Origin of the sequence: Burkholderia orbicola, from assembly GCF_900100915.1 — a bacterium.
Lineage (GTDB): Bacteria > Pseudomonadota > Gammaproteobacteria > Burkholderiales > Burkholderiaceae > Burkholderia > Burkholderia orbicola.
Genome location: NZ_FNKW01000001.1, coordinates 1,895,739 through 1,918,161, shown reverse-complemented (window position 1 = coordinate 1,918,161; position 22,423 = coordinate 1,895,739). Strand labels below are relative to the sequence as shown.

Here is a 22,423-nt window from a genome sequence, read left to right as displayed (position 1 = left end):
GGCGATCCGCCGGCGCCGCACCACGCGCACCATGCCGGATCGCGAAAAAGGATAGCAGCGCGGCGCGCGTCAAAGCCGCGAAAGTACGGGGGAAACCCCGCTCTTTTCGGTCGATCGGAGTACGCCGCCGGTCACGATAATCGCATCGTGTCATTGTCCGCCCGCTCGTCCGAGCGAGCTCAGTCGTCCCGCTCCGGAGAAACTCGACGCATGGATTCGCAGGCCAACTCGCTGATCAACCCAGACGCCCGCGCGGGCCTCAGCCCGGCGCCCGGCGCCGCCGCGGCCGCCGCGTTGCCGGGCGCGGGCGGCGCAGGCGCGGACTTCGGGCTGGGCGGCTTCGCCGAACGCATTCCCGGCATCTCGCGGATGAAGGGCAACCCGAAGCTGCCGTTCGTGATCGCCGTCGCGTTCGCGATCGCCGCGATCACCGCGCTCGTGCTGTGGAGCCGGGCGCCCGACTACCGCGTGCTGTACAGCAACCTGTCGGACCGCGACGGCGGCGCGATCATCGCCGCGCTCCAGCAGGCAAACGTTCCCTACAAGTTCGCCGATGCCGGCGGCGCGATCCTGGTGCCGTCGGGCCAGGTGCACGAAACGCGCCTGAAGCTCGCCGCGATGGGGCTGCCGAAGGGCGGCTCGGTCGGCTTCGAGCTGATGGACAACCAGAAATTCGGCATCAGCCAGTTCGCCGAGCAGATCAACTACCAGCGCGCGCTCGAAGGCGAGCTGCAGCGCACCATCGAATCGATCAACGCCGTGCGCGGCGCGCGCGTGCATCTCGCGATCCCGAAGCCGTCGGTGTTCGTGCGCGACAGGGAAGCGCCGAGCGCGTCGGTGTTCGTCGACCTCTACCCGGGCCGCGTGCTCGACGAGGGCCAGGTGCAGGCGATCACGCGGATGGTGTCGTCCGGCGTGCCCGACATGCCGGCCAAGAACGTGACGATCGTCGACCAGGACGGCAACCTGCTGACCCAGACCGCGTCCGCGTCCGGCCTCGACGCGAGCCAGCTCAAGTACGTGCAGCAGGTCGAGCACAACACGCAGAAGCGCATCGACGCGATCCTCGCGCCGATCTTCGGCGCCGGCAACGCGCGCTCGCAGGTCAGCGCGGATCTCGACTTCTCGAAGATCGAGCAGACGTCGGAAAGCTACGGCCCGAACGGCACGCCGCAGCAGGCCGCGATCCGCAGCCAGCAGACCAGCAGCGCGACCGAACTCGCGCAGGGCGGCGCGTCGGGCGTGCCGGGCGCGCTGTCGAACACGCCGCCGCAGCCGGCCTCCGCGCCGATCGTCGCCGGCAACGGCCAGAACGGGCCGCAGACCACGCCGGTCAGCGACCGCAAGGACCAGACGACCAACTACGAGCTCGACAAGACGATCCGCCATACCGAACAGCCGATGGGCAGCGTGAAGCGGCTGTCGGTCGCGGTCGTCGTCAACTACCAGCCGGTCGCCGACGCGAAGGGCCACGTGACGATGCAGCCGCTGCCGCCCGCGAAGCTCGCGCAGGTCGAACAGCTCGTGAAGGACGCGATGGGCTACGACGAGAAGCGCGGCGACTCGGTAAACGTCGTGAACAGCGCGTTCTCGACCGTGAGCGACCCGTACGCCGACCTGCCGTGGTGGCGCCAGCCCGACATGATCGCGATGGCGAAGGAAGCCGCGAAGTGGCTCGGCATCGCGGCGGCCGCGGCGGCGCTCTACTTCATGTTCGTGCGCCCGGCGATGCGCCGCGCGTTCCCGCCGCCCGAGCCGGCCGCGCCGGCGCTCGCGGCGCCGGAAGACACGGTCGCGCTCGACGGCCTGCCCGCGCCGGAAAAGGCCGCGGAAGAAGCCGATCCGCTGCTGCTCGGCTTCGAGAACGAGAAGAACCGCTACGAACGCAACCTCGACTACGCGCGCACGATCGCCCGCCAGGATCCGAAGATCGTCGCCACCGTCGTGAAGAACTGGGTGTCCGATGAACGCTGAAGGCTTGACCAAGAGCGCGCTGCTGCTGATGTCGATCGGCGAGGAAGAGGCCGCGCAGGTATTCAAGTTCCTCGCGCCGCGCGAGGTCCAGAAGATCGGCGTGGCGATGGCCGCGCTGAAGAACGTCACGCGCGAGCAGGTCGAGGAGGTGCTGCAGGACTTCGTGAAGGAAGCCGAGCAGCACACCGCGCTGTCGCTCGATTCGAACGAGTACATCCGCTCGGTGCTGACGAAGGCGCTCGGCGAGGACAAGGCCGGCGTGCTGATCGACCGCATCCTGCAAGGCAGCGACACGAGCGGCATCGAGGGCCTGAAATGGATGGATTCGGGCGCGGTGGCCGAACTGATCAAGAACGAGCATCCGCAGATCATCGCGACGATCCTCGTGCACCTCGATCGCGACCAGGCGTCGGAAATCGCGTCGTGCTTCACCGAGCGGCTGCGTAACGACGTGCTGCTGCGGATCGCGACGCTCGACGGCATCCAGCCGGCCGCGCTGCGCGAGCTCGACGACGTGCTCACGGGCCTGCTGTCCGGCAGCGACAACCTGAAGCGCAGCCCGATGGGCGGCATCCGCACCGCGGCCGAGATCCTGAACTTCATGACGAGCGTGCACGAGGAAGGCGTGCTCGAAAGCGTGCGCCAGTACGACGCCGATCTCGCGCAGAAGATCATCGACCAGATGTTCGTGTTCGAGAACCTGCTCGACCTCGAGGATCGCGCGATCCAGATGGTGCTCAAGGAAGTCGAGTCGGAAACGCTGATCGTCGCGCTCAAGGGCGCGCCGCCCGCGCTGCGCCAGAAGTTCCTCGCGAACATGTCGCAGCGCGCGGCCGAACTGCTCGCCGAGGATCTCGACGCGCGCGGCCCGGTGCGCGTGTCCGAAGTCGAGACGCAGCAGCGCCGCATCCTGCAGATCGTGCGCAACCTCGCCGAGAGCGGCCAGATCGCGATCGGCGGCAAGGCGGAAGACGCGTATGTCTGATTCGGCGAGCGATCGCGTGGGCACCCTCACCGCGTACCAGCGGTGGGAGATGGCGTCGTTCGACCCGCCGCCGCCCCCGCCGCCGCCCGACGACGCGGCAGCCGCTGCCGCCGCGCTCGCCGAGGAGCTGCAACGCGTGCGCGACGCCGCGCACGCCGAAGGCCATGCGGCCGGCCACGTCGAAGGCCAGGCGCTCGGCTACCAGGCCGGTTTCGAGCAGGGCCGCGAACAGGGTTTCGAGGCCGGCCAGGCTGAAGCACGCGAACAGGCCGCGCAGCTCGCGGCGCTCGCCGCGTCGTTCCGCGAAGCCGTCTCGAGCGTCGAACACGATCTCGCGTCCGACCTCGCGCAGCTCGCGCTCGACATCGCGCAGCAGGTCGTGCGCCAGCACGTGAAGCACGACCCGGCCGCGCTGGTCGCCGCCGTGCGCGACGTGCTCGCGGCCGAACCCGCGCTGTCCGGCGCGCCGCATCTCGCGGTGAATCCGGCCGACCTGCCCGTCGTCGAGGCCTATCTGCAGGACGACCTCGACACGCTCGGCTGGAACGTGCGCACCGACGCGTCGATCGAGCGCGGCGGCTGCCGCGCGCACGCCGCGACCGGCGAGGTCGACGCGACGCTGCCCACCCGCTGGCAGCGCGTCGCCGCCGCGATCGGCAAGGTGAGCACGTGGTGACGCGCTCGCCCGAGGCGCTCGCGCACGACGGCATGACGCCGCTCGAACGCGAGCTCGCGCTCGCGTCGTTCGGGCCGGCGGCCGCGCACGATGCCGCGGACGACGCCACGCCGCACGCCGCATCCGAAGCCGCCGACGCCGCCCCGCGCGCGCCGCACAATCCGCATCTCGCGCACTGGCGCACGCACCTGAACGGGCTCGCCGCGCGCAGCCACCGCGCGCTGCCGCTGCGGCCGTGCGGACGCCTCACGCGCGCGGCCGGCCTCGTGCTCGAGGCGATCGGGCTGCGCCTGTCGGTCGGCGCCGAATGCACGATCGAGTTGCCGCCCGGCAGCACGCTGCCGCACGCGGAAGCCGAAGTCGTCGGCTTCGCCGGCGACCGCCTGTTCCTGATGCCGACCACCGACGTCGCGGGCGTGTTGCCCGGCGCACGCGTATGGCCGCGCGAGAGCGCGCCCGTCACCGATCCGCTCGCCGGCGCGAAGCGGCTGCCGGTCGGCTGGGAGATGCTCGGGCGCGTCGTCGACGCGTCGGGCCGCCCGCTCGACGGCCTCGGCCCGCTCGCGTCGAAAGTCGATGCGCCGCTGTCGGCGCCGTCGATCAACCCGCTCGATCGCGAGCCGATCCACCACGTGCTCGACGTCGGCGTGCGCGCGATCAACGCGCTGCTCACCGTCGGCCGCGGCCAGCGGATGGGCCTGTTCGCGGGCTCCGGCGTCGGCAAGTCGGTGCTGCTCGGCACGATGGCGCGCTACACGAGCGCGGAAGTGATCGTGATCGGCCTGATCGGCGAACGCGGCCGCGAAGTGAAGGAATTCATCGAACAGATCCTCGGCGAGGACGGGCTCGCGCGCTCGGTCGTCGTCGCGGCGCCGGCCGACGTGTCGCCGCTGTTGCGGATGCAGGGCGCCGCGTACGCGACGTCGCTCGCCGAGTATTTCCGCGACCAGGGCAAGCACGTGCTGCTGCTGATGGATTCGCTGACGCGCTATGCGATGGCGCAGCGCGAGATCGCGCTGGCGATCGGCGAGCCGCCCGCGACGAAAGGCTATCCGCCGTCGGTGTTCGCGAAGCTCCCCGCGCTCGTCGAGCGCACCGGCAACGGGCCCGAAGGCGGCGGCTCGATCACCGCGTTCTACACGGTGCTGACCGAAGGCGACGACCAGCAGGACCCGATCGCCGATTCGGCGCGCGCGATCCTCGACGGCCACATCGTGCTGTCGCGCGCGCTCGCCGAGGCCGGCCACTATCCCGCGATCGACATCGAGGCGTCGATCAGCCGTGCGATGACCGCGCTGATCGACGAAACGCATCTCGACCACGTACGGCAGTTCAAGCAGATGCTGTCGCGCTACCAGCGCAATCGCGACCTGATCGCGGTCGGCGCCTACGCACCAGGCCGCGACGCGCAGCTCGACCGCGCGATCGCGCTCTACCCGCGCATCGAAGCGTTCCTGCAGCAGGGCTTTCGCGAATGCGCGCCGTTCGCATCGAGCCTCACCGCGCTCGATGCGCTGTTCGACGCTTACGGAGGCTGATCCCGATGGCCCACGGCTTTCCCCTTCAGTTGCTGCTCGACCGCGCGCAGGAAGATCTCGATTCGGCCGCGAAGCAGCTCGGCACCGCGCAGCGCGACCGCACCGCGGCGGCCGAACAGCTCGACGCACTGCTGCGCTATCGCGACGAATATCACGCGCGCTTCGCGCAATCCGCGCAGAGCGGCATGCCGGCCGGCAACTGGCGCAATTTCCAGGCGTTCATCGACACGCTCGATGCCGCGATCGCGCAGCAGCGCAGCGTGCTCGCCGCGGCCGAAGTCCGCATCGACGAGGCGCGCCCGAACTGGCAGCAGAAGAAACGTACCGTCGGCTCGTATGAAATCCTGCAGGCGCGCGGCGTCGCGCAGGAAGCGCAGCGCGACGCCCGGCGCGAACAGCGCGACGCCGACGAACATGCCGCGAAGATCCTGCGCATGCGGGCCGACGCGGCCCGTTCGTCGTAACCGACCACCGCCTTCGAACGAGAGAACCGTCATGCCTCCCCTGCCCCTGCTCGGCGCGCTGCTCGACACCGCCGGCGCCGCACTCAAGGCCGCCCGCGGCTCGGGTGCGTCCGCCGCCAACGACGCGTCGGCCGCCACGAGCGCCGTGCCGTTCGCGCAGACGCTCAAGCAAAGCGTCGCCACGCGCGGCGATACGACCAATGCCGGCACGTCGGACGTGTCGACCAAACCGGCTGCGTCGAAGCCGGCCGCCGGCGCGAAGCCGTCCGGCACCGACGATGACAAGGCGACCGAAGATACAACCGCGAACGCCGCCACCAACCCCGATGCCGCCGCCCTCGCGGCCGCCGCGGCCGTGCAGGCGCAACTGCAGGCGCGCCCGGACCCCGCGACGCCGGCCGACGCGGCGACCGCTGCCGCGGCTGCCGCCGCCGTCACTGCGCAAAAGACGGCCGTATCCGGCCAGCCGGACGCCACGGCGACGCTCGCCGATCATGCGGCCAAGGATGCGACCGCCCAGCCGACCGACCCGGCATCGAGCCGCGACGCGCTGCAAGCGGCGCTCGCGAAGCTGACGGGCGGCGCGGGCGCGATCACGATGCCGGCGACCGGCACGAGCGCCGCCGCCACGCCGACGGCGCCGGCAGCGACCGCGTCGAACGCCGCCGCGCCGCTGACGCCGAAAGTGCCGACGTTCGACCGCACGCTCGCCGACGCGAAAGGCGCGCTCGCCACCCAGCAGACGCCGACCCAGGTCACGCCGCAGACGCTGCAGGCCGACGCGAATGCGCAGTCCGGCGCCCAGCACGCGCTCGCGGCGGCCAGCAATGCGACGGACCCGGCCGCCAGCGCGACGCTCGCGGCGGGCGCCACGGCCGCCGCCGCAGCGCAGGCGAACCTGCAACTGTCGCCGGCCGCCGGTGCGATCGCCGCCGCCAACGCACACGCGCTCGCACCGCACGTCGGCACGGCCGACTGGACGGATGCACTGAGCCAGAAAGTGGTGTTCCTGTCGAATGCGCACCAGCAGAGCGCCGAGCTGACGCTCAACCCGCCCGATCTCGGGCCGCTGCAGGTCGTGCTGCGCGTCGCGGACAACCATGCGCATGCGCTGTTCGTGTCGCAGCACGCGCAGGTGCGCGACGCGGTCGAAGCCGCGCTGCCGAAGCTGCGCGAGGCGATGGAAGCGGGCGGGCTCGGGCTCGGCAGCGCGACCGTCAGCGACGGCGGCCTCGCTTCGCAGCAACAGCAGCCCAACCCGCAGCAGACCTTCGCCCACGGCCAGTCGTCGCGACGCGGGAACGGCGGACCGTCAGCCGTCGATGCACCTGTCGACGCCGCGCAATCCGCACCGGTCGCCGCGCGCGCGAGCCGCGCCGGCCTCGTCGATACGTTTGCCTGAGCATGGGCGCTGCCGTGTGCGCCGCGCTCAGCGGCCGTGCACCGCGGCAGCCGCCTCGCCGCGCGGCACCCCGCCCTTACGCGCGGCGACGATGAAGTCCGCCGCGCGCTCGCCGATCATCACCGACGGCGCATTCGTGTTCCCGCCGACCAGCGTCGGCATCACCGACGCATCCACCACGCGCAGCCCGTCGACGCCGCGCACGCGCAGTTGCGGATCGACGACCGCGCGCGCATCCGAGCCCATCCGGCAGGTGCCGACCGGGTGATAGATCGTGTCCGCATGCGCGACGATCGTCGCGCGCAGCTCCGCTTCGCTCTGGTCCGGCCGCGTGTACAGCTCGCGCCCGCCCTGCGATGCGAGCGGCGCCTGCGACAGGATGCGGCGCATCGCCTGCGTGCCGCGCACCAGCAGATCGAGGTCGCGTGAATCGCTGAAGAAGCGCGGATCGATCAGTGGCGCGTCGCGCGCATCGCCGCTCGCGAGCGCGACCGTGCCGCGGCTGAACGGCCGCAGCGCGCACACGTGCAGCGAATAACCGAAGCCCCAGTGCATCTTGCGGTTGTGGTCGTCAACGAGCGCCGTGCAGAAATGCAGCTGCAAGTCGGGACGCTCGAGCGACGGATCGCTCTTGATGAAGCCGCCGGCCTCCGCGACGTTGCTCGTCATCATCCCCGTGCGGCTCGAGAAATAGCGCGCGAGCGCCGGCGTCATCTTCGCGATGCCGCGCAGGCACACGCCGACCAGCTCCGACGAATTCACGCGCGTGTTGATGATGAAGTCGATGTGGTCGATCAGGTTCGTGCCGACGTCCGGCGCATCCTGCACGACCGCGATCCCGTGGCGGCGCAATTGCTCGGCCGGGCCGATCCCCGAACACATCAGCAGTTGCGGCGAATTGAACGCGCCGGCCGACAGGACCACTTCCGCGCGCGCGCCGAACGTCTCGACCCGCCCGTTGCGCGACACCACGACGCCGACCGCGCGCTTGCCGTCGAAGCCCACGCGCAGCACCGTCGCGTCGGTGATCACGTGCAGGTTCGGCCGGTTGCGACCGTAGATATACGCGCGCGCCACGCTGCAGCGCGACCCGTCGCGATGCGTGACCTGATAGAAACCGACGCCTTCCTGCGTCGCGCCGTTGAAGTCGTCGTTCAGCGGATAGCCGGCGGCATGCGCGGCCTGGATGAATCGTTCGGAGAACGGATTGCGAAAGCGCAGATCGGAAACGGTCAACGGGCCGTCCGCGCCGTGCCATTCATCCGCGCCGCGCTCGTTGCCTTCCGCGCGGCGGAAATACGGCAGCACCTCCTGCCAGCCCCAGCCCGTCGCGCCGAGCTGCGCCCACTCGTCGTAATCGCCCGGGTGGCCGCGCGTATAGATCATCGCGTTGATCGCGCTCGATCCGCCCATCCCGCGCCCGCGCGGCTGGTAACCGCGCCGGCCGCCCAGGCCCGGCTGCGGCACCGTCTCGTAGCCGTAGTTGGTGCCGAGCTTGTACGGCACCAGCGCCGCGATGCCGACCGGCATGTTGACGAGCAGGTTGCGCTCCGTATGCGAGCCGGCCTCGATCAGCGCGATCGTCGCATCGGGGCAGGCATCGGCGAGACGGCCGGCCAGGCTCGAGCCGCCCGAACCGCCGCCGACGATGATGTAGTCGTATTGCATGTCACGTCTCCGTCGTGTCATGGAAGGCGCCCGGCACCGCCGCGCGACCGCGTCTCCTCTTGTGTTCGGGCATTGTAGGAACGGCTGTCCCGTGCGCGGCGCGCCGATTCGAGAGCGATTCCTCTAAACGCCCGCGTGAACTAAATTTAAGATGTATCGATGCGCTTCGCGCGATGCACCGGCCACGAGAAGCCGATTCGTCGCGAAACGGGAGGAACGACGATGCAGCGCAAGATCCTGCAGGCCGCGTGTCGACCAAGTGATCCAAAAGTCACGCGCGCGGCCCGCATTTCATTTCAAACGGCGGCCCGCGCGACGATCCACGGCGCGATGCGCGCAGTCGGTCGAAATCGAACGGCACGTGTCATCGCCGACCGTTTGGATGGTGTGTCGGCGCCGTGGCACGATGCGCGGCGACCCGCCGTCGCGGCTATGTCGCGCTGCGCTGCCGCGGTGCGCCGGCAGACGTGCGCAAGACGGCATCGCGTGCCTGCTCGTCACCGTATCGGATCGTGCGCGCCTGCCGTGCGGCATGACTTTCGGACACGGACACCGTCGCGCGGATACGACGCCTGCCGCGCGCGGCAACCGGTTTTCGAACACCCGTCGCATCCGGCCCCGTGCCGGGCGACATGCATCACCCGATCCGCGTCGCCCCGCTCGCCGAGCGTGCGCGTGCGGCGTGACGGCCGGCCGATCAGCCAGGCCCAACTGGAGGAGACGACATGAAGAACGACCTGCCCGAACTGGCCCCGCAAGCATTGCCATCGGTCGATGCGCTGACGTCGCTGCTGCACGACCAGCGTGCGGCGTACCTGCGCGCACCGTACCCGGCATGGGACACGCGTGCGCAGCACCTGCGTGCGCTGCGCACGATGCTGATCGACCACGCGGATGCACTCGCCGACGCGATCAGCGCCGATTTCGGCCATCGCGCGAAGCAGGAAGTGCTGCTGTCGGAAATCTGGATGGCCAAGGAAGAGATCGACGACGCGCTGAAGCACGGCAAGCGCTGGATGAAGCCGATCCGCAAGCCGATGAACAAGTGGCTGCGCCCGGCGCGCGCGAAGGTGATTCCGCAACCGCTCGGCGTGGTCGGCATCGTCGTGCCGTGGAACTACCCGGTGCTGCTCGCAGCCGGCCCGCTGATCTGTGCGCTCGCCGCCGGCAACCGCGCGATCATCAAGATGTCCGAACTGACGCCGCGCACGTCGGCGCTGTTCGAGCAGCTCATCGGCAAGACCTTCACGCGTGACCACGTCGCGGTCGTGAACGGCGATGCGGAAGTCGGCGCCGCGTTCAGCGCGCTGCCGTTCGACCATCTGCTGTTCACCGGCTCGACGCAGGTCGGCCGCCACGTGATGCGCGCGGCCGCCGACAACCTCACGCCCGTCACGCTCGAGCTCGGCGGCAAGTCGCCGGCGATCGTCGGCCCGAATGCGCGCTTCGACGCGGCCGTCGATGCGATCGTCGCCGGCAAGACGCTGAACGCCGGCCAGACCTGCATCGCGCCCGACTACGTGCTGCTGCCGCGCGGAATGGAAGGCGCGTTCATCGAGCGCGCGCGGACCCGCTTCGCGAAGCTGTATCCGGACCTGTCGGCCAACGGCGACTACACGACGATCGTGTCGCCGCGCCACTACGCACGCCTGCAACAACTCGCGAGCGACGCGCAGGCGGCCGGCGCGCAGCTGCATCCGCTGTCCGACGCGCAGTCCGATCCCGCGTCGCGCCGCTTCGTGCCGTGCGCGGTGACGCAGGTGCCGGCCGCGTCGCAACTGATGCAGGAGGAAATCTTCGGGCCGCTGCTGCCGCTCGTGCCGTACGAGCGGCTCGACGAAGCAATCGCGTACGTCAATGCGCGCCCGCGTCCACTCGCGCTGTACCTGTTCGACGAGGATGGCGGCACGATCGACCGCGTGATGCGCGAAACGATCTCGGGCGGCGTCTCGATCAACGAAACGCTGATGCACATCGCATGCGGCAGCTTGCCGTTCGGCGGAGTCGGTGCGAGCGGCATGGGCGCGTATCACGGCTACGACGGCTTCGTGACGTTCTCGAAGATGAAGCCGGTGCTCACGCAGGCGCGGCTGAACGCGCGCAACCTGCTCGCGCCGCCGTACGGCAAGCGCTTCGCCGCGCTGATCAAGCTGATGCTGAAGTTCTGAGCGAGGCGGGCCGCACGCATCGCGCCGCGGCCCTGTCCAAACCTGCCGCGCGGCATGGATGCCGCGCACGCAGCCGTCACACGGGCCAGAGCGGCCCTTCCTGCATCGCACCGATCTGCTCGCGCAGTTCGAGCACGCGCGCTTCCCAGTAACGATGCGTGTTGAACCACGGAAAAGCGGCCGGAAACGCCGGATCGTCCCAGCGCCGCGCGAGCCACGCCGCGTAGTGGATCAGCCGCAACGTGCGCAGCGCTTCGACCAGATGCAGCTCGCGCGGCTCGAATTCGCAGAAATCCTCATAGCCCGCGAGCAGGTCGGCCAGCGCGCGCGACGCGCCTTCGCGATCGCCCGGCAGCAGCAGCCACAGATCCTGCACGGCCGGTGCCATCCGGCTGTCGTCGAAGTCGACGAAATGCGGGCCGGCATCGGTCCACAGCACGTTGCTCGGATGACAGTCGCCGTGCGTGCGCAGCAGGCGAATCTCACCCGCGCGCTCGAACGCGGCCTCGACGCCTTCGAGCGCGAGCGCGACCGCGGTCGCGTACGCCGGTCTTACGTCATCCGGAATGAAATCGTGCGCGAGGAGGTAGTCGCGCGGCTCGTAGCCGAACGTATTGATGTCGAGCACGGGACGCGCGACATACGGCTGCGTCGCGCCGACCGCATGAATGCGGCCGATGAAGCGACCCAGCCATTCGAGCGTGTCGCTGCGGTCGAGATCGGGGGCGCGGCCGCCGCGCCGCTCGAAGATCGAGAAGCGGAAACCGTCGAACGCGTGCAGCGTGCGGCCGTCGAAGGCTCGCGCGGGCACCGCCGGAATCTCGCGCGCGGCGAGTTCGGCGACGAACGCATGCTCTTCGAGAATCGCGTCGTCCGACCAGCGCGCCGGGCGATAGAACTTCGCGACGACCGGCGGGCCGTCTTCGATACCGACCTGGTAGACGCGGTTTTCGTAGCTGTTGAGGGCGAGCAGGCGCCCGTCGGTGCGTAGGCCGGCCGGCATCAGCACGCTGTCGAGCGCGTCGAGCACGCACTCGGGCGTGAGGCCGGCGAACGGCGGGCTGGCGGGAGAAGCGGGAGCGGAAGTGGCGTCTGTCATGCCCCGCATTGTGCCGCCTGCCGGACCGAAAGACGAGCGTCGGTGCTTAGTGAAGCGCCGCGCCGGCCGGCAGAACGGATTCGCCGGTGTCGATCAGGTCCTCGAGAAAGAACGGTTCGGTGTTGAGTTCTTTCGACTCACCCGGCACGCCCGCGTACCAGGTCACCATGGCCATGTCGCCCAGGATGCGCTGGACGATGCCGCGCGCGCCTTTCGGCACCGCGATATGGGTAGTGCAGACGATCGACCCGATATGCATGATGGTTCCCCACTCTTGAATCTTGAAACCCGGCCCGCTGGCGAGCCGGCAAATGCGCGATCCGCGCCGCTCTCGGCGGAGCGTTGCGCGTGATCCCATTGTTCACGGTTTATCGAAGCGCGAAAAGAAGAAGAAGCAGGCGAAGTGCCGCGAATTCGTCGAATGTCTCCAATCAACCACTGCGCCGGGCATGTACTTGCCCACCCGGTTACCCCCATCATACCCTGTCGAATGTGACTGCCCGCCGAAACCGCCCGGCGCCGCCGCACGCACATGATTGACGCAACGCGCGTGCCGCTTCGCTTCGCCGCTGCGGAATCATCTGAACACTTCGCGCGACCGACCGGAATCACCTAGCACGCGTCGCATGCCCATCGCTTTGCACCCTTCATCGAACGCTTGCGTGCGCAGCGGCATCGCCCCCCTCCCGACGCACCCTATCGCCCGCGATACGCGGCCGCGGACAGTGGTTGCATTCGATGGCTGCCTTGCGGTACCTTAGGCTTTCATTCGCGTTCAACCGCATTCCGACACGATGTATCCGCTCACGTCCGCCCTCGCAAAATCCCGGCCGCAGTTCGACGCGCGGCCGCAGGCGTGCGTGCATCCGTCGGTCCTTCCTCCTCCTGTCGCACCGCCGCTCGTCAGCGCCGCGCCGCCCCCTCCGGCGGCACGCGCCGGCTGACTCGCCGGCTTTTCGTTTTCGTCTTCCATTCGCCCCGCTGACTGTAGGTGCGTGCGTCGTGACGCACGGCACGTTGCCGCGCGCGAATGGAACGTTTCGATCCGTTCGACAGGTGGATTCACATGGTTTCGTTCAAACGCGCGCTCGCCGCGCATGGCGCGACGTCGCTCTTCGTGCTGCTGTGGAGCAGCGGCGCGATCTTCGCTGAACTCGGTCTGCGTCACGCGTCCGCGTTCGCCTTTCTCACCGCCCGTTTCGCGCTCGCGTCGCTCGTGCTGCTCGTGCTGGCGTTCATGCGCAGACGGTGGCTGCCGCCGCGCGGCGAGCGGTGCATGGCCGCGCTGACCGGCTTGCTGATGATGGGCGGCTATTCGATCTTCTACCTGCTCGCGCTCGAGCGCGGCATCGCGCCCGGCGTGCTCGCGACGATACTCGGCGTGCAGCCGATCCTCACGCTCGTGATCGTCGAGCGTCGCTGGCAACCCGTGCGCATCGCCGGGCTCGCGCTGTCGCTCACCGGCCTCGCGCTCGTCGTGAGCCGTGGCGTGAGCGGCGGAACCGGCGGCCTGTCGGCGGCCGGCATCGCGTGCGCGCTGACGGCGCTCGTCGCGCTGACCGTCGGCTCGCTGCTGCAAAAGCGCGTACGCGCGGCCCCCGCCGACGTGCTGCCGCTGCAGAACGCGATCGGCCTCGCGTTGTGCGTCGCGATCGTGCCGTTCCGGCCGGTGTCGTTCGACATGAGCTGGGCGTTCGTCGTCCCGCTGCTGTGGCTCGGCATTGTGATTTCGGTGATCGCGCAACTGCTGTTCTACCGGTTGATGCAGCGCGGCGATCTCGTCAACGTGACGAGCCTGTTCTATCTCGTGCCCGTCGTCACCACGTTGATGGATGCCGTGTGGCTCGGCAACCGGCCCGAGCCGCTCGCACTCGCCGGCATGGGCGCGATCATCGCGGGGCTCGCGCTGGTGTTCCGCGCGCCGGCCGCCCGCCCGCAACCCGACCGCGCGTGAGTAGACGGGCCGCCGCGCTCGCGGGTGCGGCGGCCCGTATCGGACACATACGACGATTCCGCGCAAATCGAAAGGAACGGGAAAGATGCGTGCAAGGCGTTCGTCTTGTTTGCCCGAAAAACGCGGAATTCTCGAGGCTTTCCGCTGATTTTTAATGGTTCGGATAGCGAAAAACGCCGCCGGTTGCCTATACTCGAATTGACCGGCCTGCACGTAACGGGCCGGACCAACTAGAAACACCCGGCATGGGGCCGGGGTGAGCGTATGCGTGCCGTTTCAGGCCGATATCCCACAGGGATGGAGCCGCCAACGCAAGCACTGAAGCGCCCACTTCGGTCGACACTGGAGACACGCATGACGACCTACTTCACGATCGGCGACTTCATCCTGTTGATTCCGATGGCGCTGGCCGGAGCGCTGTTTCTCGGCGCGGTGCCGTGCGCCACTCAATTCCGTCACAACCTGCTGCGCGTACTCGGCGTCATTCTCGGCGTCGGCGTCGCGGTATTGCTCGTTGAAGGCCTGCCTGCGCTGATCTAGCGCCGCCGGCCGTGCGCGACGCGCATCGCTGCATCGCAGCGATGCGACGTACCGCGTGCGCCTCGGACCCGGCACGCGATGTTTCGCATGCCGTATCGACTTCCGCTCAGATCGCCTGATCAGTGGACGGCTTTTCCCACAAATTAATGCCGCCTTCGGTCGCGTAACGATCGATCTCCGCGAGTTCTTCCGCCGAGAATTCGAGGTTCTTCAACGCACCGACGTTCTCGCGCACCTGCTCCGCCCGGCTCGCGCCGATCAGCGCGGACGTCACGCGGCCGTTACGCAGCACCCACGCCAGCGCCATCTGCGCCAGGCTCTGCCCACGCCGTTCGGCGATCGCGTTGAGCTTGCGCACATGCTCGAGGTTGTCCGCGCTCAGGTGATCCTCCTTCAGCGAGCCGCCGCCCGGCTTGTTCACGCGCGCATCGGCCGGCACGCCGTTCAGGTACTTCGACGTGAGCAGGCCCTGCGCGAGCGGCGTGAACGCGATGCTGCCCGCGCCGACGTCGTCGAGCGTGCCGAGCAGATCCTCTTCGATCCAGCGGTTCAGCATGTTGTACGACGGCTGGTGAATCAGCAGCGGCACCTTGTATTGCGCGAGCAGCGCGGCCATCTCGCGCGTCTTCGCGGCCGAATACGACGAAATGCCGATGTAGAGCGCCTTGCCCTGCTGCACGGCCGACGCCAGCGCGCCCGCCGTTTCCTCGAGCGGCGTATGCGCGTCGAAACGGTGCGAATAGAAGATGTCGACGTAGTCGAGCCCCATCCGCTGCAGGCTCTGGTCGAGGCTCGCGAGCACGTACTTGCGCGACCCGCCGCCGCTGCCGTACGGGCCCGGCCACATGTCCCAGCCGGCCTTCGTCGAGATCAGCAGCTCGTCGCGATACGGCCGGAAATCCTCCTTCAGCAGCCGGCCGAAGTTGATCTCGGCGCTACCGTATGGCGGCCCGTAGTTGTTCGCGAGGTCGAAGTGGTTGATGCCGAGGTCGAATGCGGTGCGCAGGATCTCGCGCTGCGTCGAGATCGGCGTCGAATCGCCGAAGTTGTGCCACAGGCCGAGCGACAGGGCGGGCAGTTTGAGCCCGGATTTGCCGCAAGTGCGGTATTGCATGCCGGCATAACGTTCGGAAGCTGCTTCGTAGGCCATGAGTCTGTTCCGTCAGGACATCGGGGAAAGGGACGCGCGCCGGCCGCGCCAATGACGCGACACGGCGGCGAAGGAGTCATACGACGACCATGGTAGCGAAAGCGGCCGGATCACGCACGGCGGCGCGACGATGGACGCGACCGCGGCGCTCGCCTACACTGCGGCGTCTCGAATCACCGTTTCAGCGAGGTTGGTATGTCCCGGGTCATCTCGGTTGCACTGCTCGTCGGCGGCGTCGTGCTGCTGTATTTCGGCGGCCAGTCGTTCCATTCGATCAACGACAACGTGTCGCGCTTCTTCACCGGCTCGCCCGCGACGAAGACGATCCTGCTGATCGTCGGCGGCGCCGTCGCATCGTTCGTCGGCCTGATCGGCCTCGCGATGCCGGGCGGCAAGCGCTGATCGCATCGCAGCGCGACGCGCGCACGGCTAGCGATCGCATCGAGAGCGGCTTGGTCGACTATCCGGCCTATGGCAACCGGCTCGTCGTGCCGACATCACGCGCGCGAGCCGCGCCAAACGAAACGGGCGGCCAGGCCGCCCGTCGTTTCATTTGCCCGCGATGCACCGCATCGCGTGATCGCCGCGGCTTCGCCGGCCGCCGGTCGGCCTAGAACTGCACTTCCGGCTTCGATGCCGAGCGCGTGCCGGGCACCGGCCGGTTGCTTGCGCCGTGATACGTGTACACGAGCGAAAACTTCACCTGGTCGGAACGGTTCTGCCCGGCCGAATGCAGCGTATTGCTGTGGAAGAACACGACGTCACCCGTCTGCAGCGACGGGCAAGTGGCCGCGTCGATCATCCTGCGGTTCTCCGGCAGATCACTGCGGAAGAATTTCGCGTCGTCGAACGCTTCCGGTCCGAATTCGGCCGTATGCGAACCCGGCACGAGCCACAGCGCGCCGTTCTCGTTGGTTTCCGGCCCGAGCGCGAGCCACACCGACACCATGTCCGGCCGCTCGAACGCCCAGTAGCGGAAATCGCGATGCCAGCCGGTCAGGCTGCCGTACGCCGGGTGCTTCGTCATCATGCAGTTGTGATGCGCACGCGACAGCACGGGCTCCTCGCCGAAATACGCACGCATCCACGCGCCGATTTCGGGCGCGATCGCGCGCTCGGCAAACGCCGGATCGCGCGAATACGCATCGAGCAGCCGTCGCACCGTATGCCCGCCCGGCGCATGCTTCGATTCGGGCGCGCCCGGGTAGCGCAGGTCGGCCTCGAACTCGATCGGCTCGGCGGCCTCCCGCAACTGGCGCTCCGCGATCTGCCGGAGCGCCGCGCACTGCGCTTCGCCGACGAGGCCGCGCGCGACGACGAAGCCGCGCTCGCGCAATTCCGCGACTTGCGCGCGGATCGATTCCGACTGCAATGGAGACGACATGGGATGCCAGACGTTTATTGTGTGAATGTGACGATTGTAAATCGGCGCCGGATACCGCGAACAGCACCATTGTCGTGCGCAGGGGCATGCCAATCGCGGATTTGATCCAGCGCAAGGGAACTGTGCGGCGCGGCACCTGCCTGAGCGACAGGCGGTATGCGGCACACGCCTTGCTGCACGAGGGTTTATCGCGACTTTTGCCGGTCACGAAACCCCTGTAGCCTGACGCGGCCTGTCAATTCTGGCGGGCGCGGCGCGCGACGGGTTTAGGTAAGATCCGTTGTGCCATCCGAGGCCGTTGATACCAGTGCGCTCTTCAGGGCGCCACCCATACAAGCGAAGCATCGTTCACATGCCATTCCGTCTGACTTCCCGTTTCAACCGCGCTGCGAAGCGCGTCGTGCCGTCCGCTCCTGCCCGCTCGCTGCGCCATCACCGCGCCCGCACGCAGGCGCTGGCCGAACGTACGCACACGCACAGCCGGCTGGACGGCATCCGTGCGTGGTTCCACGCGTTTTTCTCGATGATGAGCGCCCAGGCGTTCGCCCGCCGCGCCGGCCTGCGTTCGCTGCTGCAGAAACCGTCGTCGCTGCGCGCGCTCGCGTTGCGCCGCAAGCTCGGCCCGCAGCGCCGCGTCAACCGTCCGCGCCGCCTCGCGGCGAGCAACGGCTGGTTCGGGTTCGGCGCACGCTGATCAGGTGCCGGCGGGCATGGCCCGCACCGATCGCCGCCGTTGCCGCGACGATCGACATCCATAAAAAAACCCCGGCTAGGCCGGGGTTTTTCATTTCAGGCGAACGACGCTTACGCGACGCGTGCGGTCGGCTCCACGCCGGCCGCTTCGGCCAGCGCGAGCGCCTTGTCGGTTGCTTCCCACGAGAATTCCGGCTCTTCGCGGCCGAAGTGGCCGTAAGCCGCGGTCTTCTCGTAGATCGGACGCAGCAGGTCGAGCATCTTGATGATGCCCTTCGGACGCAGGTCGAAATGCTCGCGCACGAGCTTCGTGATCACCGCATCCGACACGCGGCCCGTGCCGAACGTGTTGACCATCACCGAGGTCGGCTCGGCCACGCCGATCGCGTACGACACCTGGATCAGCGCGCGCGACGCGAGGCCGGCGGCGACGATGTTCTTCGCGACGTAACGGCCGGCATACGCAGCCGAACGGTCGACCTTCGACGGATCCTTGCCCGAGAACGCGCCGCCGCCGTGCGGTGCGGCACCGCCGTAGGTATCGACGATGATCTTGCGGCCGGTCAGGCCGCAATCGCCCTGCGGGCCGCCGATCACGAACCGGCCGGTCGGGTTCACGAGAAACTTGATGTCGCCCTTGATCAGCTCGGCCGGCAGCGTCGGCTTGATGATTTCCTCGATCACCGCTTCGCGCAGCGCGGGCAGCTCGATGTCCGGTGCGTGCTGCGTCGACAGCACGACAGTGTCGATCGAATCGGGCTTGCCGTCGACGTAGCGGACGGTGACCTGCGACTTCGCGTCCGGACGCAGCCATTGCAGGCGACCGTCGCGGCGCAGGCTGGCCTGGCGCTCGACGAGGCGGTGCGACAGGTAGATCGGCAGCGGCATCAGTTCCGGCGTTTCGTCGCACGCATAGCCGAACATCAGGCCCTGGTCGCCCGCGCCTTGGTCGAGGTTGTCGTCGTGTGCACGATCGACGCCCTGCGCGATGTCCGGCGACTGCTTGTCGTACGCGACGAGCACCGCGCAACCCTTGTAGTCGATGCCGTAGTCGGTGTTGTCGTAGCCGATGCGCTTGATCGTATCGCGCGCGATCTGGATGTAATCGATGTTGGCCGTCGTGGTGATTTCACCGGCCAGCACGACGAGACCCGTGTTGCACAGCGTTTCCGCCGCAACGCGGGAGTATTTGTCCTGCTCGAGGATGGCGTCGAGAATCGCGTCCGAGATTTGGTCCGCGACTTTGTCCGGATGGCCTTCGGAGACGGATTCGGACGTGAAGAGATAATCGTTTGCCACTTTTTCAGGCTCCTGTGTGGTTACGGTTGGTTTCACGTAGCCAGCTTCGTTGGGCCTGAAGCGGCGACGCTTTAGCGGATTACCAGGACCGGGCAGCGTGTGTCGCGCCAGCCGGCTTCGCCCCGCAAGTTGTCAGTTAACTCGGCGAAGCCCGTATTATAGCGGCTTTCCTGAATTGTCACAGAGCGCCGCCCGTGCTGCATCGTCCGCTGTCTCACCACCCTGTTCGCAACGTACCGGCCAGCCGGCCCTACGGAGATTCCGCATGCTAGGCCGCCTCGGCACGCACCTCGCCATCGGCTTGCTGAAGCTGCTCGCCCTGCTGCCGTACGGTCTGACCGCACGGTTCGGCGATGGCCTCGGCTGGCTGCTGTATCAGATCCCCAGCCGGCGAAAGCGCATCGTACATACGAATCTGAAACTCTGCTTCCCGGACTGGAGCGACGAGCGGCGCGAGGAAGTGGCGGGCCGGCATTTCCGTCATGCGATCCGCAGCTACGTCGAGCGCAGCGTGCAATGGTTCGGCTCGGAGAAGAAGCTCGCGAAGCTGATCCAGGTCGACAGCGCGGTCGATCTCACCGATCCCGACCTGCCGCCGACGCTGTTCCTCGGCCTGCACTTCGTCGGCATCGAGGCCGGTTCGATCTGGCTGAACCGTTCGCTGCAGCGTCGCTGCGGATCGCTGTACCAGCCGTTCTCGAACGCGGTGCTCGAGGAAGAGGCGAAGAAGGCGCGCGGGCGCTTCGACGCCGAGATGGTCGGCCGCGCGGACAGCGCGCGCGTCGTGCTGCGCTGGCTGCGCGACCGCAAGCCGGTGATGCTCGGCGCGGACATGGACTACGGGCTGCGCAACTCGACGTTCGTCCCGTTCTTCGGCGTGCCGGCCTGCACGCTGACGGCCGTCGGCCGGCTCGCGAAGACGGGCCGCGCGCAGGTCGTGCCGTTCATCGGCGAAGTGCTGCCGAACTACAAGGGCTACCGTCTGAAGGTATTCAAGCCGTGGGATCACTACCCGACCGGCGACGACGATCTCGATGCGCGGCGGATGAACGCATTCCTCGAGGAGCAGATTCCGCTGATGCCCGAGCAGTATTACTGGGTGCACAAGCGTTTCAAGACGCGCCCGCCCGGCGAGCCGAGCCTGTACTGAGCTTGCGGCGAGACGTTCGCGGGCGCGCCGTCATGTGCGCGCCCGTGCTCTCGCCACCTTCGGGGCGCCCTTTGCGCGCGCCTGCCACAGATCGTAAGCCGACTGCTGCGCGAGCCACAGATCGGCCCTTCCCCCGTTTTCCTCGCCGAGCCACGCTTCGAGCCGCAACGCCATTTCCGGCGAGATGCCGGCATAGCCGTGCAGGACCCGCGACAGTGCGGCACGGGTCACGCCAAGTTGCGACGCGGCCTCGGTGACGGTCAGACCGAGCGCCGGCAGCACGTCGTCGCGCAGCGTTTCGCCCGGATGGGGCGAATTGAAGAGACGGGTCATGGTGTTGGGTCAATTCTGTGGTGAGCGCGATACCGGAAGCGCTGGCAGCGTATAGCAGCACTATACGAATCACTGGAGCGGGACATCAATTTGACGGGTACGAAATACACACCAGGTGTGTCCGCGCACCCTGTCAATCCGACCGCTCTTCATTCGCGCGGCCCCGCCCGCGCAGGACGCCCCTCTCGCCTGCATGTATCATTTGCGGTTGAGATCAGCACGACGAACGAGGCTGCCCCGGCATGGCCGCCGGCCGCCCGTGTCGTGCCGACCGCCTTGTTCGCCATGGAATTCCGGACCCAGTGAAACTCTCGTTCACCAAGATGCACGGCGCGGGCAACGACTTCGTCGTGCTCGACGGCTATTCGCGCGCGCTGCCGCCGCTCACCGAAGCGCAGGTGCGCGCACTCGCCAACCGCCATTTCGGCATCGGCGCCGACCAGTTGCTGCTGGTCGAGAAACCGACCGTCGACGGCGCGGATTTCAAGTACCGGATCTTCAATTGCGACGGCGGCGAGGTCGAGCACTGCGGCAACGGCGCACGCTGTTTCGTGAAGTTCGTCAGCGACCGCGGCCTGACCGACAAGCGCAGCGTGCGCGTGCAGGTGATGAAGGGCCTGATCACGCTGACGCTGCAGGACAACGGCGAAGTCGTCGTCGACATGGGCGCGCCCGTGTTCGCGCCGGCGCAGGTGCCGTTCGATGCCGCGGGCCTCGACGCCCGCAAGGAAGGCAACGACACGCTGTGGCCGCTCGACGTGGGCGGCGCGACGCGCTGGATTTCGACGGTGTCGATGGGCAATCCGCACGCGGTGCAGGTCGTCGACGACGTCGAAGCGTATCCGGTGCTGGAAGAAGGCCCGCTGATCGAGCGCCATGCGCGCTTCCCGCAGCGCGTGAACGCCGGCTTCATGCAGATCGTGTCGCGCCACGAAGTGAAGCTGCGCGTGTACGAACGCGGCGCGGGCGAGACGCTCGCGTGCGGCACCGGCGCGTGCGCGGCGGTCGCGGCCGGCATCCGGCGCGGCCTGCTCGATTCGCCCGTGACCGTGCACACGCACGGCGGCACGCTGACGATCAGCTGGGACGGCGCGCGCGACGAAGCCGCCGCGCTGATGATGGCCGGCCCCGCCACGACCGTGTTCGAAGGCGAGATCGACCTGAACGCCTGACCCTGCAACGTCCCTGATAACTGAACGCTCCCGCCACATGAACGATCGCGAAGTCGCCGACTACCTGCTCGCCAACCCCGAATTCTTCGCGCAGCACGCCGAGCTGCTCGCGACGATCCGTCTCGCGAATCCGCACGGCAAGGCCGCGATCTCGCTGCAGGAGCGGCAGATGGAGATGCTGCGCGACAAGAACAAGCATCTCGAGCGCCGGCTCGCCGAGCTCGTGCGCTACGGCCACGAGAACGACAGCCTGTCCGCGAAGTTCAGCCGCTGGACCGCGCGCGTGATCGCGGAACGCGATCCGTACGCGCTGCCGCGCACGATCGCCGACGGCATCGCCGACGTGTTCGACGTGCCGCAGACGGCGCTGCGCGTGTGGGACGTCGCCGACACTTACGCGCAAGCCGACTTCGCGCGCCAGGTCGGCGAGGAAGTGCGCCTGTTCACGAACGGCCTGTCGACGCCGTACTGCGGCGCGAACACGGGCTTCGAAGCCGCCCAGTGGCTCGCGCCCGCGCTTGCCGCCCCGGCGGCGAACGCGGCGGAAGGCGCCGAAGCCGCGCCGGCCGGCGACGGCTCGGCCGCGTCGGTCGCGCTGCTCGCGCTGCGCGCGCCGCTCGCCGGCAGCGATGCGCCCGCGTTCGGCCTGCTGGTCCTCGGTTCGCCCGATCCGCGCCGCTTCCACGACGGGATGGCCACCGACTTCCTCGCGCAGATCGCGACGCTCGCGAGCGCCGCGCTCACGCGCCTGCTGCCGCACTGATCCGCCGCACG

The 22,423-nt window shown here is 68.5% G+C and carries 21 protein-coding genes; 14 read left to right on the top strand and 7 right to left on the bottom strand.

Going from position 1 to position 22,423, the window contains the following annotated elements; translation table 11 throughout:
• Positions 1 to 210: 210 nt before the first annotated feature.
• From fliF to BLS50_RS09125, 6 genes are read left to right on the top strand one after another with little or no spacing between them, the layout of a single operon-like run.
• Positions 211 to 1,974, top strand: coding sequence for a flagellar basal-body MS-ring/collar protein FliF (gene fliF, locus BLS50_RS09150; protein ID WP_074802037.1), 1,764 nt, complete (start codon positions 211 to 213; stop codon positions 1,972 to 1,974).
• Entirely contained in the window at positions 1,964 to 2,959 is a 996-nt protein-coding gene (fliG, locus tag BLS50_RS09145; RefSeq protein ID WP_011546444.1) for a flagellar motor switch protein FliG, read from the top strand. Before fliF ends, fliG begins: the two co-directional genes overlap by 11 nt.
• Positions 2,952 to 3,635 carry a flagellar assembly protein FliH gene (fliH, locus tag BLS50_RS09140; RefSeq protein WP_027806595.1) on the top strand — a complete coding sequence of 228 codons (684 nt, stop codon included), beginning with the start codon at positions 2,952 to 2,954 and terminating at the stop codon, positions 3,633 to 3,635. Before fliG ends, fliH begins: the two co-directional genes overlap by 8 nt.
• A gap of 32 nt (positions 3,636 to 3,667) precedes the next feature.
• Positions 3,668 to 5,173 (top strand): flagellar protein export ATPase FliI, encoded by a 1,506-nt coding sequence (gene fliI / locus BLS50_RS09135; RefSeq protein WP_233631873.1) that lies wholly within the window; start codon positions 3,668 to 3,670, stop codon positions 5,171 to 5,173.
• Positions 5,174 to 5,178: 5 nt separating this feature from the next.
• On the top strand, positions 5,179 to 5,637 hold the full coding sequence (gene fliJ, locus BLS50_RS09130; protein ID WP_027806593.1) for a flagellar export protein FliJ: 459 nt from the start codon (positions 5,179 to 5,181) through the stop codon (positions 5,635 to 5,637).
• A 31-nt stretch (positions 5,638 to 5,668) separates the two neighbouring features.
• Complete coding sequence (locus tag BLS50_RS09125; protein WP_074802035.1) at positions 5,669 to 7,039, top strand: flagellar hook-length control protein FliK; 1,371 nt, start codon at positions 5,669 to 5,671, stop codon at positions 7,037 to 7,039.
• A gap of 27 nt (positions 7,040 to 7,066) precedes the next feature.
• Here BLS50_RS09125 and BLS50_RS09120 read toward each other — a convergent pair whose 3' ends face one another.
• Positions 7,067 to 8,707, bottom strand: coding sequence for a GMC family oxidoreductase (locus BLS50_RS09120; protein WP_074802034.1), 1,641 nt, complete (start codon positions 8,705 to 8,707; stop codon positions 7,067 to 7,069).
• A 725-nt stretch (positions 8,708 to 9,432) separates the two neighbouring features.
• On the opposite strand from BLS50_RS09120, the gene BLS50_RS09110 reads away from it, so the two are divergent.
• Positions 9,433 to 10,875: a coniferyl aldehyde dehydrogenase gene (locus BLS50_RS09110; protein WP_006477516.1), complete on the top strand. Its 1,443-nt coding sequence runs from the start codon at positions 9,433 to 9,435 to the stop codon at positions 10,873 to 10,875.
• Positions 10,876 to 10,951: 76 nt separating this feature from the next.
• Here the strand turns inward: BLS50_RS09110 and BLS50_RS09105 are convergent, their stop codons facing one another.
• Complete coding sequence (locus BLS50_RS09105) at positions 10,952 to 11,974, bottom strand: serine/threonine protein kinase (protein WP_027812642.1); 1,023 nt, start codon at positions 11,972 to 11,974, stop codon at positions 10,952 to 10,954.
• Between the two features lie 46 nt (positions 11,975 to 12,020).
• Positions 12,021 to 12,233 carry a hypothetical protein gene (locus BLS50_RS09100; RefSeq protein WP_006477514.1) on the bottom strand — a complete coding sequence of 71 codons (213 nt, stop codon included), beginning with the start codon at positions 12,231 to 12,233 and terminating at the stop codon, positions 12,021 to 12,023.
• Positions 12,234 to 13,040: 807 nt separating this feature from the next.
• Here BLS50_RS09100 and BLS50_RS09090 point away from each other — a divergent pair.
• Together BLS50_RS09090 and BLS50_RS09085 are read left to right on the top strand one after the other, a co-directional pair.
• Positions 13,041 to 13,928 (top strand): DMT family transporter, encoded by an 888-nt coding sequence (locus BLS50_RS09090; protein WP_074802784.1) that lies wholly within the window; start codon positions 13,041 to 13,043, stop codon positions 13,926 to 13,928.
• A 354-nt stretch (positions 13,929 to 14,282) separates the two neighbouring features.
• Positions 14,283 to 14,468, top strand: coding sequence for a hypothetical protein (locus tag BLS50_RS09085; protein ID WP_006482800.1), 186 nt, complete (start codon positions 14,283 to 14,285; stop codon positions 14,466 to 14,468).
• A 106-nt stretch (positions 14,469 to 14,574) separates the two neighbouring features.
• Here the strand turns inward: BLS50_RS09085 and mgrA are convergent, their stop codons facing one another.
• Positions 14,575 to 15,618 (bottom strand): L-glyceraldehyde 3-phosphate reductase, encoded by a 1,044-nt coding sequence (mgrA, locus tag BLS50_RS09080; RefSeq protein WP_069233283.1) that lies wholly within the window; start codon positions 15,616 to 15,618, stop codon positions 14,575 to 14,577.
• Between the two features lie 195 nt (positions 15,619 to 15,813).
• Here mgrA and BLS50_RS09075 point away from each other — a divergent pair, with 195 nt between their 5' ends.
• A complete protein-coding gene (locus BLS50_RS09075; protein WP_006477510.1) occupies positions 15,814 to 16,020 on the top strand; it encodes a DUF3185 family protein in 207 nt (68 codons plus the stop codon).
• Between the two features lie 208 nt (positions 16,021 to 16,228).
• On the opposite strand, the gene BLS50_RS09070 is transcribed toward BLS50_RS09075, so the two are convergent.
• A complete protein-coding gene (locus BLS50_RS09070) occupies positions 16,229 to 17,002 on the bottom strand; it encodes a phytanoyl-CoA dioxygenase family protein (RefSeq protein ID WP_012329416.1) in 774 nt (257 codons plus the stop codon).
• Positions 17,003 to 17,354: 352 nt separating this feature from the next.
• Here BLS50_RS09070 and BLS50_RS09065 point away from each other — a divergent pair, with 352 nt between their 5' ends.
• Positions 17,355 to 17,696, top strand: coding sequence for a hypothetical protein (locus tag BLS50_RS09065; protein WP_006477508.1), 342 nt, complete (start codon positions 17,355 to 17,357; stop codon positions 17,694 to 17,696).
• Positions 17,697 to 17,806: 110 nt separating this feature from the next.
• Here the strand turns inward: BLS50_RS09065 and metK are convergent, their stop codons facing one another.
• Complete coding sequence (metK, locus tag BLS50_RS09060) at positions 17,807 to 18,994, bottom strand: methionine adenosyltransferase (protein WP_011546455.1); 1,188 nt, start codon at positions 18,992 to 18,994, stop codon at positions 17,807 to 17,809.
• Between the two features lie 265 nt (positions 18,995 to 19,259).
• On the opposite strand from metK, the gene lpxL reads away from it, so the two are divergent.
• Entirely contained in the window at positions 19,260 to 20,144 is an 885-nt protein-coding gene (lpxL, locus tag BLS50_RS09055) for a lauroyl acyltransferase LpxL (RefSeq protein WP_006477506.1), read from the top strand.
• Between the two features lie 30 nt (positions 20,145 to 20,174).
• Here the strand turns inward: lpxL and BLS50_RS09050 are convergent, their stop codons facing one another.
• Positions 20,175 to 20,477, bottom strand: coding sequence for a HigA family addiction module antitoxin (locus tag BLS50_RS09050; RefSeq protein WP_074802030.1), 303 nt, complete (start codon positions 20,475 to 20,477; stop codon positions 20,175 to 20,177).
• Between the two features lie 302 nt (positions 20,478 to 20,779).
• Here BLS50_RS09050 and dapF point away from each other — a divergent pair, with 302 nt between their 5' ends.
• Both dapF and BLS50_RS09040 read left to right on the top strand, forming a co-directional pair.
• Positions 20,780 to 21,649, top strand: a complete 870-nt coding sequence (gene dapF / locus BLS50_RS09045; protein ID WP_074802028.1) for a diaminopimelate epimerase — start codon at positions 20,780 to 20,782, stop codon at positions 21,647 to 21,649.
• A gap of 37 nt (positions 21,650 to 21,686) precedes the next feature.
• Positions 21,687 to 22,412, top strand: a complete 726-nt coding sequence (locus BLS50_RS09040) for a DUF484 family protein (protein ID WP_011546459.1) — start codon at positions 21,687 to 21,689, stop codon at positions 22,410 to 22,412.
• Positions 22,413 to 22,423: the final 11 nt, after the last annotated feature.